Source organism: Iodobacter sp. CM08 (genome assembly GCF_033446605.1).
Classification (GTDB): Bacteria; Pseudomonadota; Gammaproteobacteria; order Burkholderiales; family Chitinibacteraceae; genus Iodobacter.
In genome coordinates this window covers 115041-129242 of the sequence record NZ_JAWQUO010000002.1, presented here as the reverse complement: position 1 = coordinate 129242, position 14202 = coordinate 115041, and the positions used below count along the sequence as shown (strand labels likewise).

General features: G+C 44.4%; 8 protein-coding genes. 5 read left to right on the top strand and 3 right to left on the bottom strand.

The features are described 5' to 3' along the window. Positions 1-104 precede the first annotated feature (104 nt). Positions 105-821, top strand: coding sequence for a ribonuclease PH (rph, locus tag R6242_RS01515; protein WP_293934499.1), 717 nt, complete (start codon positions 105-107; stop codon positions 819-821). A 283-nt stretch (positions 822-1104) separates the two neighbouring features. Beyond that, entirely contained in the window at positions 1105-2373 is a 1269-nt protein-coding gene (locus R6242_RS01510; protein WP_318423014.1) for a nitronate monooxygenase, read from the top strand. A gap of 94 nt (positions 2374-2467) precedes the next feature. Here R6242_RS01510 and tgt read toward each other — a convergent pair whose 3' ends face one another. Together tgt and queA are read right to left on the bottom strand one after the other, a co-directional pair. Further along, complete coding sequence (gene tgt, locus R6242_RS01505) at positions 2468-3583, bottom strand: tRNA guanosine(34) transglycosylase Tgt (protein ID WP_318423011.1); 1116 nt, start codon at positions 3581-3583, stop codon at positions 2468-2470. 132 nt (positions 3584-3715) lie between these two features. After that, complete coding sequence (gene queA, locus R6242_RS01500; RefSeq protein WP_318423008.1) at positions 3716-4744, bottom strand: tRNA preQ1(34) S-adenosylmethionine ribosyltransferase-isomerase QueA; 1029 nt, start codon at positions 4742-4744, stop codon at positions 3716-3718. Positions 4745-4949: 205 nt separating this feature from the next. Here queA and aroQ point away from each other — a divergent pair, with 205 nt between their 5' ends. The 3 genes from aroQ to accC all read left to right on the top strand — a co-directional run bounded on the left by aroQ (position 4950) and on the right by accC (position 7351). Continuing rightward, positions 4950-5405: a type II 3-dehydroquinate dehydratase gene (aroQ, locus tag R6242_RS01495; protein ID WP_318423005.1), complete on the top strand. Its 456-nt coding sequence runs from the start codon at positions 4950-4952 to the stop codon at positions 5403-5405. Positions 5406-5450: 45 nt separating this feature from the next. Further along, positions 5451-5909: an acetyl-CoA carboxylase biotin carboxyl carrier protein gene (gene accB / locus R6242_RS01490; RefSeq protein ID WP_318423003.1), complete on the top strand. Its 459-nt coding sequence runs from the start codon at positions 5451-5453 to the stop codon at positions 5907-5909. 74 nt (positions 5910-5983) lie between these two features. Beyond that, positions 5984-7351, top strand: a complete 1368-nt coding sequence (accC, locus tag R6242_RS01485) for an acetyl-CoA carboxylase biotin carboxylase subunit (RefSeq protein WP_318423000.1) — start codon at positions 5984-5986, stop codon at positions 7349-7351. Positions 7352-7418: 67 nt separating this feature from the next. On the opposite strand, the gene R6242_RS01480 is transcribed toward accC, so the two are convergent. Continuing rightward, entirely contained in the window at positions 7419-13949 is a 6531-nt protein-coding gene (locus tag R6242_RS01480) for a response regulator (RefSeq protein ID WP_318422996.1), read from the bottom strand. Positions 13950-14202: the final 253 nt, after the last annotated feature.

The window sequence follows — 14202 nt, the reverse complement described above, 5'->3', positions numbered from 1 at the left end:
CTGTACTGTGTAAATGTGACTTATTGCAGGGCGTAAAATTGCAAAGCGATGGCAAGGCACAACATCGGTATAATCCGCCCAACTAAAATATAAAGAGACCCGCCATGCGCCCTTCCGCACGCCGTAACGACGAACTTCGCCAAGTACGCATTACTCGCCAATACACGCGTCATGCCGAAGGCTCGGTATTGATTGAATTTGGCGATACCAAAGTGCTATGCACCGCTTCGGTAGAAGAAAACGTACCGCCCTTTTTAAAAGGCAAGGGCAAGGGCTGGGTAACGGCCGAATACGGCATGCTGCCACGTTCCACCAATACCCGTATGCGCCGTGAAGCGGCACAAGGTAAGCAAAGTGGCCGCACCCAAGAAATTCAACGCCTGATTGGCCGCTCATTGCGTGCCGTAGTCGATATGGCCGCTTTGGGCGAGCGCCAAATTGTGATTGATTGCGATGTAATCCAAGCCGATGGCGGCACGCGTACTGCAAGTATCACCGGTGCTTTTGTGGCCATGACCGATGCCATCAATGGCTTGATTGCCGCCGGCAAACTAGAAAAATCGCCGATTCGCGAGCATGTCGCAGCCATTTCAGTAGGGATTTACCAAGGCGAAGCGGTACTAGATTTAGATTATCCTGAAGATTCAGACTGTGAAACAGATATGAATGTAGTGATGACCAGCAGCGGAAAATTCGTAGAAGTACAAGGAACCGCCGAAGGGGTAGCATTTTCACGCCTAGAAATGAATGCATTATTAGACTTAGCGGAACAAGGGATTAAAGATTTGATCGCCATGCAACAAAGCGCGCTAGCCAGCTGATTTAGATGATAAATTACGCTGCTTAACGATAGATAATTCCCTACAAACCACCGCAGGCTGGGGATTAAAAACGCAGAAAAAAGCGTTTGCGCAACAATTACCTAAATTCAAATGCTCATTTTAATTTGAATTTACCCGCAAAATCTCCACCCTCGTGGTGTTAACGCGATAAAAATATGCGGTGCCTAGGCTCTGCTCAAGCTGAACTTCAGTAATATGAAATCAACTTGAGCAGTACTAGAAGGTTTAGCCCCTTTTTGATTACTTGGTTAAAGTACAAACGATGAAACGTGTAGATGACTTCCGCCTTCGCTTCGGCAAAAAAGAATTAGTGCCGATCATGATTGGCGGCATGGGTGTTGATATTTCCACCGCCGATCTGGCGCTTGAAGCGGCTCGTTTAGGTGGCGTAGGCCATATCTCGGATGCAATGATCAACACAGTGACGGATCGTCGCTACAAAACCAAGCAAGTTAAAGAAAAGCTCCAACAATACAAACACAATGTAGCTAACTCGGATAAATCCGAAGTTCAGTTTGATTTAGGCCGCCTAGAAGAAGCCACCAAGCTGCATGTCAGTAAAACCATGGAAGCCAAACGTGGCGATGGCATGGTTTTTATCAACTGCATGGAAAAACTCACCATGAACGCCCCGAAAGAAACACTTCGGGTCCGTTTAAATGCCGCTTTAGATGCTGGTATTGATGGGATTACACTGGCTGCTGGCTTACACCTAGGTTCTATGGGGCTGATCGAAGATCACCCGCGCTTTCGTGATGCCAAGCTAGGCATCATTGTTTCATCGGTACGTGCCTTACAGTTATTCCTGCGTAAAAACGCCAAGCTGAATCGCCTACCCGATTATGTGGTGGTAGAAGGCCCGTTGGCAGGGGGTCATTTAGGCTTTGGTATGGACTGGGCACAATATGACCTAGCCACCATCGTGGCCGAAATTCACCAGTTTATGCTGGACGAGCATTTAGATATCCCCGTTATCCCTGCTGGCGGCATTTTTACTGGCACTGACGCGGTTGCCTACCTAGAGTCAGGCGCTGCAGCAGTGCAGGTGGCAACGCGCTTTACTGTGTCGGAAGAATGCGGCTTACCTGCCGATGTGCAGCAAGAGTATTTCAAGACCAGCGAAGATAATATTGAAGTAAACCAGATTTCCCCAACTGGCTACCCGATGCGCATGCTAAAAAACAGCCCATCGATTGGCGCGGGTATTCGCCCTAACTGCGAAGCTTATGGCTACCTGCTGGACGCCAAAGGCAACTGCAGCTACATCGAAGCCTACAACCGCGTAATCGCCATTGAGCCAGACGCTAAACGTATCAAAGTGATGGATAAAACCTGTCTATGCACGCATATGCGCAACTTTGACTGCTGGACCTGTGGCCACTACACCTATCGCTTGAAAGACACCAGCCACAAGCTGGAAAACGGCAACTATCAAACTTTAAGTGCTGAGCATATTTTCAATGATTACCAATACAGCACCGACAACAAAATTGCCCTGCCAGTTAAACTAGAGCTAGAACTAGCCAAGTAGGGGCACGGCATGCCGTGCCCAGCGAGGCATGCCCAGCAAAGCTTGAATAAAAAAAAACGGCACAATCTGTGCCGTTTTTTTATGACGCCCCGCTTCAATCCACCCCGCGCGCCCTATCCACGTGAAACTGAGCCACGTGCTCAGTAAAGCGGTCTTCTTCAATCGCGCTACGCATTTCCGCCATCACCACCTGATAGTAATGCAGGTTGTGAATGGTATTGAGCTGAGCGGCCAGAATCTCGCCCGTGCGGAACAAATGATGTAGATAGCCACGGCTAAAGTTTTTGCAGGTGTAGCAGGTGCAAGTTGCATCTAAAGGACGGGTATCGAGCTTGTGTTTGGCATTTTTGATTTTTACATCGCCAAAGCGTGTAAATAACATGCCATTCCTTGCGTTGCGAGTGGGCATCACGCAATCGAACATATCAATACCCTGACTAACCCCATACACGAGGTCTTCAGGCGTGCCTACACCCATTAAATAGCGCGGCTTGTTAACCGGCAGTTTGGGTGCGGTATGCGCCAAAATGCGCGCCATATCTTCTTTAGGCTCGCCCACAGACAAACCACCAATGGCCATGCCGTCAAAGCCAATATCGACCAAACCCGCAATTGATTCATCACGCAGGTCTTCATACATACCACCCTGCACAATCCCAAACAGCGCATTTGGGTTTTGCTGCGCATCAAACTCAGCACGCGAGCGCTTAGCCCAGCGGTAAGACATGCGCATCGAATCGCCTGCTTCTTGGCGGGTAGCAGGATATGGCGTGCATTCATCAAAAATCATTACGATGTCAGAATTGAGCACCGTTTGGATTTTCATCGATTCTTCGGGCGTTAAAAATAATTTATCGCCATTCACTGGGCTTTGAAACGTGACGCCTTCTTCAGTGATTTTGCGCATCGCGCCCAAGCTAAATACTTGGAAACCACCCGAGTCGGTCAGGATAGGCTTATCCCAGCCCATAAATTGGTGCAGACCGCCAAATTGCTCCACCACTTCTAAACCTGGACGTAACCACAGGTGAAAGGTATTGCCTAGGCAAATCTGTGCACCAATTTCTTTTAAATCACGCGGCGTCATGGCTTTGACCGTGCCATAAGTGCCTACCGGCATAAACACTGGCGTTTCCACCACACCGTGATTTAAGGTCATGGTGCCGCGACGAGCGCCGCTACTGGTGGCTTTTAATTCAAATTTCAACATTTTTTTTCCTAAACGCCGCCGGAAACACAGTCCGGCACGGGGCGCAAGATTACCGCCAAGCTACGGCCAAAGCAACGCGCTTACCCTATAAAAAATACCGGCACTGCGCCCCTTCACCGACAAGCACCCCGTTTATGCTGGGGCTTTGGGCTCCAGCAGCATTGCATCGCCATAGCTAAAGAATCGATACTCAAGCTCTACCGCATGCTGATAGGCAGCTTGCATTGTCTCAAAGCCTACAAACGCAGCCACTAACATTAAGAGCGTTGATTTGGGCAGATGAAAATTGGTAATCAGGCGATCCACCACTTTGAATTGATAGCCCGGCGTAATAAAGATGTTTGTGTCGCCAATAGGCTCGGCTAAAAATCCATTCTGTGACGCGGCCTCAAGCGCGCGCAAGCTGGTTGTACCCACGGCAATCACTCGCCCCCCAGCGGATTTCGTCGCTTCAATTAAGGTGACGGTAGCCGCAGGAATTGAATACCGCTCAAAATGCATAACGTGCTCACTGACGTCATCGACCCGTATCGGTTGAAATGTCCCCGCGCCAACATGCAGCGTGAGATAGCCCGTTTTAACCCCCATCGCGTGTAACTCAGCGAGCAGCTCCGGCGTAAAGTGCAAGCCTGCGGTCGGTGCGGCTACCGCACCTGGATCTCTGGCATAAATGGTTTGATAGCGCTTTGCGTCTTCTTCATCCGGCGTATGGGTAATATATGGAGGTAAGGGCAGTTGGCCTGCTTGCTCCAAGATATCTAAAACGCTCTCATCCCCATCAAAACGTAATTTAAATAGATCATCTTTGCGCTCGATCATAGTGGCGGGCCAACGATCTGCAAAAATCAACTTTGCCCCTGGTTTAGGTGCCTTGGATGAGCGGATATGTGCCAGTGCTGTATGCTCATCTAAAACACGTTCAATCAAGGCTTCAATTGCACCTCCTGAGTCTTTTTTACCAAAGACCCGTGCCTTGATAACCTTGGTGTCATTGAAAATAAGCACATCCCCAGCACGTAAAAACTGCGGTAACTGGCGAAAGTGTGAATCTTGCCGCGTTAAGCCATCAATATGTAAGAGGCGGCTTGCTCCACGGACTTCTGGTGGGAACTGGGCAATCAAGGATTCAGGCAAATGGTAATCAAAGTCAGCAACTTGCATGCAAAACAGCCTTTTTTATAAATGTAACAAAACTACAAAAAATGTATCCACTTGTACGATAAAACCCACGCTCAGCTTGGCTTGGGACGCTTTCAAACAAGTGTTTTAGAACGTATTTTCACCGAAATTGCCCACTTTTTCTGGACAAATTCGCACATACTGCGGCAAACTTCGCCCAATGATAGGCAACAACAGTGAACAGCGGATGCAAAACACACGCAGTATCCTCGTACTACATGGCCCAAATTTGAACCTGCTTGGCTCAAGAGAGCCACAGCATTATGGGGCGGATACACTCGCCACCATCAATACTAAGCTAGTTGAACTGGGACAGCTGCGCGCTGCGCGCGTTGACGCGTTTCAATCGAACCGCGAATACGAGCTGATTGATCGCATCCATGCCGCCCATTTGGACGGCACAGATTTTATCATCATTAACCCCGCCGCGTTTACGCATACCAGCGTTGCCATCCGTGACGCGCTGGCTGCGGTAAAAATTCCTTTTGTTGAAGTCCACCTATCCAATGTTCATGCTCGTGAATCGTTCCGGCATCACTCTTATTTTTCCGACCTTGCGGTTGGCGTTATTTGCGGTCTAGGCGCGTATGGTTATGAATGCGCACTGGAATTCGCACTCCGTTTTACTCCCCAAGCCAGCTGATTTAAATCAACGCTGATAAATTCTCAATATAGAGAGGAGACCCCTATGGATTTGCGCAAACTTAAGAAACTGATTGATCTAGTCGAAGAATCTGGCATTGCCGAGCTCGAAGTGACCGAAGGCGAAGAGCGCGTTCGTATCACCCGTGTCAATCAGAACATCCCTGCCTATGCGCAAGCAATGCAGTACCAGTTGCCACCTGCCGCGCCTGCCGCTGCCGCAGCACCTGTTGCAGTAGCCGTAGCTGCCGAAGTTGAAGCGCAACCTGAAGGCTTTGTGGCTAAATCACCGATGGTGGGTACTTTCTACCGCGCCTCATCGCCCGAAGCGAAAAACTTTGTAGAAATCGGCCAGCAAGTTAATGTGGGCGATACACTGTGCATTATTGAAGCCATGAAACTGCTCAATGAGATCGAAGCCGATAAGGCTGGCGTGATCAAGGCCATCTTGGTCGAGAACGGCCGCCCTGTTGAATATGGCGAGCCACTGTTTATTATTGGCTGATAATTCATCGCCGGTGAGCACTAAGCGGTGAGGCCCTTGCCCCGCTTAACTCCTCACTCCTCACGGAGTAAACCATGTTTGAAAAAATTCTGATTGCCAATCGCGGTGAGATTGCGCTGCGCATTTTGCGCGCCTGCCGTGAAATGGGTATCAAAACCGTAGTCGTTCATTCCGAAGCTGACCGCGAAGCAAAATACGTTAAATTAGCCGACGAATCCGTCTGCATCGGCCCAGCGTCGTCCACGCTCAGTTATCTGAACGTACCGGCTCTGATTGCCGCAGCGGAAGTCACTGAAGCACAAGCTATTCACCCAGGCTATGGTTTTTTAAGTGAAAACGCTGATTTTGCCCAGCGTGTAGAAGAATCCGGCTTTGCCTTTATCGGCCCACGCCCAGAGTCTATCCGCCTGATGGGTGATAAAGTCTCTGCCAAAGACGCCATGAAAGAAGCTGGCGTACCTTGCGTGCCGGGCTCAGACGGTGCCCTACCAGATGATCCTGTTGAATTAATGAAAATTGGTAAGGCCGTTGGCTATCCAGTAATTATTAAAGCAGCAGGCGGCGGCGGCGGCCGTGGTATGCGCGTGGTGAATAACGAAGAAGAGCTAATTGCTGCGGTTGAGCTGACTAAATCAGAAGCAGAGAAATTCTTTGGTAATGCCATGGTTTACATGGAAAAATACCTGCAAAACCCACGCCATATCGAAATCCAAATTCTGGCCGACCAACACGGCAATGCTATTTACCTAGGCGAGCGCGATTGCTCGATGCAGCGCCGCCACCAAAAAGTGATTGAAGAAGCACCAGCACCAGGCATTACCGATGCACAGCGTAAAAAAATTGGCGAAACCTGCACTGCAGCTTGCCGCAAAATTAATTACCGTGGTGCAGGCACATTCGAGTTCTTATTTGAAAACGGCGAATTCTATTTCATTGAAATGAATACCCGTGTTCAAGTTGAGCATCCGGTTACTGAAATGATTACCGGCATCGATATTGTGCAAGAGCAAATCCGTGTGGCCGCTAATTTACCGCTGCGCTATACGCAAAAAGACGTGAAACTCAAAGGCCATGCCATTGAGTGCCGGATTAATGCTGAAGACCCACTCAAGTTTATCCCTAGCCCAGGCAAAATCACCACCTACCATACCCCTGGTGGCCCTGGCGTGCGCGTGGATTCTCACGTTTACCAAGGCTATACCGTGCCATCGCATTACGATTCGATGATAGGAAAAATCATTACCTACGGTGATGACCGCGCCCAAGCCATGGCAAGGATGCGTATTGCCCTATCAGAAATGGTGGTACAAGGGATTAACACCAATATCCCATTACACCAGCAATTGCTTTTGGATGAAGCCTTTATTAAAGGCAGCACCAGCATTCATTACCTAGAACACAGAATGCCAGAAATCAGAAAACAGCTTGAAGGCAAAAACTAAACCTTTCACAAAAAAGCACCGTTTAAAATACGGTGCTTTTTTTATATATAACAAAGATTAATTTACATTAACTCAAAGTGCTATTTTCTACCCTCTGCACTGCAGTACAAAAGCTTTGCATGGCATGATCTAATTGATTAAGTACCATTAAAAATTCATCCCCCACCTCACCCCGCTTTAGTAAAGCCTCAGCTAAAGTTGCAAATTGTGTGGCATCATTCACCGAAAGATTAGCAGCAGCGCCTTTCAATGAATGTGCCGTTCTACACGCTGTTTCCATATCATTTTGCACTAAAGCAGCGCGAATTCGCTCCACGTTATCGTGCTCGGTGCTGGCTAATTGCTGAATAATCAACCAATATATCTCTGCATTATTGCCTAGCCTAGCCAAGCCATCTTCAATATCTAAACCTGCTACGCCCGCAAGTAATCGTAGTTTTTCTAAATCAGTACTTGGCGATTTTACGGCGGTGTTGTTTTTAACCGCAGATTCAAGCATCTCATGCTTTTCACTATCTGCCAAAATAATGGCTGGCTCACCAATATAAACTCGGCGGCTACCATCTGCATTCAAGCGATGCTGATGCCAATATTGTAAACGCTCAAATAACAGTGCTGGATCAATAGGCTTGGTAATATGTTCGTTCATCCCTTCTGCTAAACAACGCGCCCTTTCTTCATTAATTGCATGGGCTGTCATGGCAATAATTGGCAAACTATTAAATGCTTTATCACTACGAATCACGGCAGTGGCTTCATGGCCATCCATTTGTGGCATTTGTAAATCCATTAATACGCACTGATAATATTTAGGGCCATATTCAAATATTTTTTTAATGGCTTCATGCCCATTATTCGCCAAGTCCACGCTAATTTTTGCAGAGCGCATTAATTCAAGGGCTATTTGCTGATTCACTAAATTATCTTCAACTAATAAAACCCGCATTCCTTTTAGATCAGGTACAGCATCTGTACGGGTAAATGAAGCCACATCTCGTAAGAGCTCAGGCGCAAAAATAGTGAGCAAGGTATCGACCACCATAGATTGATTAATCGGTTTAAATAAAAATCCATCCACCAATGTTGATTCAGCTTCCACTCGAATATCTTCACGGGTATAAGCCGTTACCAAAACTACAGAAGGAATTTGATTTAATCGTTTATCCATGCTGATCCGGCGAGCAAGCTCTAAACCATTCATTTCTGGCATTTTCCAATCAGTAAATACCACGCTGTAAGCCTGCTCAATTGCATCAGCACGATGTAAATTAACCAAAGCATCCTCACCAGAGGCCACCACATCTACAGAAAAAGTTAAGCTTTGTAAGGATTCCTGCAAAATTTCACGTGCCACGGCATTATCATCCACCACCAAAATTCGCATGCCATGCAAATGATTAGGTAAGCGAGTTGAGCGATGAATTTGCGTCGCTTCCCGCTCAAAAGTGCAGCTAAAGGTAAATACAGAGCCACGGTTAGGTACACTCTCTACCCCAATACTCCCGCCCATCAACTCAACCAAGCGCTTAGATATCGACAAGCCTAAGCCAGTACCACCAAATTTTCTGGTAGTACTACTGTCAGCTTGGCTAAAGGGTAAAAACAGTTTTTTACATTGATCACTTGTCATCCCCACTCCAGTATCCCGCACCGAAAATCTTAGGGTTACCGTTTTAACATCACTGCTCAGCAAAGCACATGTAACATGCACCTCGCCTTCTTCGGTAAATTTAATGGCATTACTCACCATATTAATCAATACCTGCCCTAGTCTTAGGGGATCCCCCACCAAATAACGGGGCACATCAGGATGCACTTGAAACAGATATTCAATTTGTTTATCTTCTGCCTTCCCTGAAGTCAGCGTTGCAATATTAGCTAATACCTGATCAAGATTAAAATCAATTTTTTCTATTGTGAGTTTACCTTCTTCAATTTTAGAAAAATCCAAAATATCATTAATAATTCCTAATAATGATTGCCCTGCATAATGAATTTTTTGTAGATAATCACGCTGCCTATCATTTAAATCTGTTTTAAGTGCTAAATGGGCCATACCAATTACGGCATTCATTGGCGTTCTGATTTCATGGCTCATATTGGCTAAAAAAGCACTTTTAGCCTGCGTGGCTGCTTCTGCGCTTTGTTGGGCCATTTTTAATTCAGTAATATCAATTGAAATTCCACCCAATGCGTACACGCTGCCATCGATATCACGAATAGGAAATTTATGCGTGAGAAAAGTATGCAATCCATCGCTAAGTTGAATCTCTTCTTCAACTCGTACTGGGCGATTTTCTTCAATCACCAAGCGATCTTGTACCAAAAAGCGTTTAGCAACATCTGGCCCACTAACTTCTTCATCATTCATTCCGACTAATGATTGCCCAGAGCGATTATAAAGCTCCGCCAAACGCAAATTGTGGCGTAAATATCGCCCATTTAAATCTTTTAAAAACACCAAGGCAGGGGAGTATTCTAGAATTGATTCCAGCATATTCCGATTGCGCTCCAGCTCATCTGTACGCTTAGCCACTAAGGACTCTAAACCTTGATAGGTTTGGGCATTTTCAATCGAAATAGCTGCCTGCGCCGACAGCCATTCCAATACCTGTCTGCGCTGCATAGAAAAGGTATTGCTAATCGTGCTGTGCTCTAAATAAAGTACCCGCCGCACCGAGCTACTCCGCCCCAACGCACGGCAAAGAATAGAAGCTGGGCGCTGCTGAATAAAGTATGCGTCGCCACGAAACTCAGCAAATTGTGTCAGCTCATTGAGCAACGTTATTTGCCCAGTATTAAATACAAATCGCAATAAACTTTCTGGCAAAACGGCCTGTTCAAAATTTAAAATGGCCTCAATATGCAATTGATCGCCATCTCTAACCACAATTGCACCGCGCTCTGCGCCTGCTGCTTCAACAATAATTTTTAATAAACGCCCTAGTAATGGCTGCAAGCCTACTTCGCTAGAAATAGCCTGCACCGCACGTAAAATAGCCAAGGTGTCCAAGCTATCCAAAGCATGTAATGCATCAATATCGCTTTGGCTTTCATCTAATTCATGCCGTGGCAAAACTTTTAAGTGTAGCTCCACTCGCTCCATTAATGCCAAAGCATGGCACTGCCGATAGCAGCTGGCTGCTTGGCTTAATATTTGCTGAATAGGCTCAAAGGCATAATTTCTTTCTTCTAGCCATTGCCCTAATATTTCATGAAAGTAACCTTCATCTAATAAAAAGCCTCTTTGCTGCGCAAGGCGTATGGCATGCCGATATAAGAGTTCTGCATCTTCAAAATGATTATCTAGCCGTGCTTGCTCTGCACGCAAAAAAGCCAGTTTATGCTCAATATTATCTGGTGTGCCATCACGGGAAATATGCTCAAAATAATGAACAATCTTTCCCAAGGTATGCAATAAAGCTTGGCGTTTACTGCCAATACTTTGCCTTACCAGCGCAGCGACCGCCAAACCATAAGAAAATTGCCAAGTTAAATTTAAAACATAGGTAGAAGGATAATATTTGCCAATTTGCTCTGCCAATTGCAATGCCGCAGCAAATTCTTGGGAATAAACCAATAAAGTAAGCTGAGCAATATTCAGACCAGCCATCACAATAGGCACACCGCCCCACATCTTACAAAACTCATCGACATTAAAGTGTTCACCATTTAAATCACTTAATGCGGCAGTTTCACCATGCAAAGCTCTTGCCGCAGCCTCAAAAGGAAGCGATAAACTAACTGGAAATACCACATCATGAGTTAAACAATATTGAGCAAGTTGCTGATGGCTAGCAATCACATCCAACATGCTGCGGCCAAGCAGAAAATGATTCCATGGTTTAGCCACTAAAATATACGCACCATAAACTAGATCATGTGCTTTTAATGCCAAATTATAATTTTCATCTAGCAAGGGCAAAGTCGTTTCAGCGTGTAACGTCCAATGGTTAATATTCCATGTATAGTAAGTAAATGCGCGGTTATATCCCCATAAATCAAATAATTTTTCTCTGCTTAATTTTAGCCCTATATCCGCCATTTCTCGCGCATCACGATAATCTTTAAAATTAGCAATTAAAGTAATTCCCAACAATGTATAGCAGAGAGGGGAAAGCAATGCATTACCATAGACGATCGATCGATTAACACCCAATACTGAAATCAATGAAAACAAAGAATAATTAGTAAAAATAGCCGATTCAGAAATAGATGCAATGAGCCTTAAAATAATGTCTGTCTCTGCATCAAGTGCGAGCGGTAAATCGTATAAACTCGCAAAATTTTCATTTAAAAAATAATTTCTAAATATCACCATTTCTCTTTGAAATAACATATCCATAGCGGCACTATCATCGATAGCAGGAATAGCTAAACCAAATAAAATCAAGCCCTGCCTGCCAACTTCAATATTGTCAGCCATCCGGCCTTTCCGGCTATAAAAAACACTTTGCCGAATACGTACTTGTGCCTTATCTAAAGCGCTTAAGCTATGCAGTAATAATATATCTATCAACGCTTCAAAACGCACATCAAAATTACATAAATCACAGGATTCTGCTGCATTTAAATAGATATCAAAAGTAAGTTGATAATTTATTTTCCAAGTATCGCTTGGTAATAAAGAAATTGCGGTTTCTAAATAAAAAACAGCCGCTTGATAAGCCATTGCTGCCTTAGCCTTTGTCCCTGCACGTAAATTAAGCTGAGCATATGCAATGCGCTCTTGAGATAATTTAACTTTTTCTAGACCATAATTGAGTTGATCTACAATTTCAAACAATGGAGTTTCAGTTGCTTCTGATGAAATTTGCTGTAATAGGCGGCGGCCTATTTCTAGATGTAAAGAATTTAAATTTCTTTTTTTATCAATAGAATATGCAGCTTGCTGAACTCTATCATGTGCAAATTTGAATATTTTCTGTGTTCCACCCTCATTAACAGCCAATAATAAATCATCATGTAAAGCAGGTGCTAATCTAAGCAATGCATCTGCTTCAGAGCATTTTTCTACAATAGCTAATAAAGATAAATCAAATTGTTTACCAATGCAGGCGGCGGCTTGAAGCACAGACTGTGTTTCTAATAAAAAATGATTTAAGCGCTGCGTCATTAAATCAACCACATTATCAGCAGCATCTTGTAAACGTGCTTGATCTAGTTTCCAGTGCCATACATTATCAGCGTAATCAAAATAAAGTTGCCCTTTTACCTGCATGTTTTTTAGGAATTGTCGTGAATAAAAAGGATTCCCTTCTGTTTTGCTCATTAATAATTGGCTTAGCTCTGTAGCCCGCGAAATATTCCGACAAGTATCTTCAATCATTTCACACAGATGCTCAGCACGTAGAGGCGCAAGAGTAATTATTTCAATACATGCCTTTGTCTTATTTAGCTCATTAAGCATATTCATTATGGGATGGTTACTATCTACTTCATTATCACGATATGCCGCAATAATTAATAAATGAGAACCAAGGTTATCTCTAACAAAAGATTGTATTAACGCGAGCGAGGCAAAATCTGCCCATTGCAAGTCATCTAAAAACATAGTTAATGGATGCTGCTTACTTGCAAATAAACTAAGCAATGTAGAAAACAAATCATTGAAACGCCGTTGAGCCGCATCACCTCTTAATGGCAGAGCGGGTGGTTGGCTCCCCATAATGCGCTCTAAATCAGGTAAGACTTCTATAATTATTTGCGCATTTTCGCCCAAAGCAATTAATAATTTATCTCGCCAAAGAGTGATTTCTTCCTGTTTACTCGATAAAATTTGCCTTAATAGTAATTTTAATGCCTCAATTAATGCTGAATAAGGTATATCTCTATGATATTGGTCGTATTTTCCAATAATTAACTGTCCATCATGGCTTTCAATATATCCTCTTAAAGAATGAACTAATGCAGATTTACCTACCCCAGAATAGCCGCCCAGCATGCATAAAATAGTTTTACCATTAGCCGCACGTTGCACCATTTCTTTTAGATAACGTAATTCTTGCTCACGCCCATAAAGGTAATCTGGAATCATAAACTGCGAGCCAATATCCGCCTCACCCAGCGCAAATAAATAGATTTCACCTTTGGTTTCTAATTGTTTAATACAAAGTGAAATATCGGCAGCTAAGCCTTTGGCTGTGGCATATCTGGCCTCTGGTGATTTAGCTAATAATTTTAAAATGAGATTAGATACTTGCTGTGGTAATTGCGGATTAAGCAAAATAGGGGCTTGAGGTACAGAAGACATTTGCTGATGAGCTAAATCTAGTAAATCATCAGCAAAAAAAGGCACCTCGCCAAGCAGCCATTCATAAAAAATAATTCCAATGGAATATAAATCACTGCGTTTATCTAGTTGAGCTAAACGTCCTGCTTGCTCTGGCGAGGTATAACGTAAGCACAGCAAACTCAGTGCCGTTTCATCAGGATGGGGTGGGCTAATAATTAGCCCTGTTTCTGTAAAATGTAAATAATCAGGCCGCAAAGCACCGTGCACCCCTTTTTTATCGTGCCAGAGGGCAAGCTGCTCTACCAATTGCAATGCTTTATTTAAACAAGCCAGTAAGTCTGAACTGGAATAATTTATTTTCACCAACTCTTCCACCTTAAAAGGCAAGCCATCACTCAAAGAATGTTGCTGAGGCTCTTGTAAAAACCCTCAAAGCACAGCTTTTATTTTATAAAACATTAGAGCAATTTGCTCAAATGCTTAAGGTGAAACTAGATGATATTGGATTATCTAATTTATAGCTGACAAATAATCGTCCTCAAAAAATTAAGCGCTTTTAAAAAAAAACCACCGCCTTTCTTTTTATATAAAAAAATCCAGCTCCTCACGGTTTTGG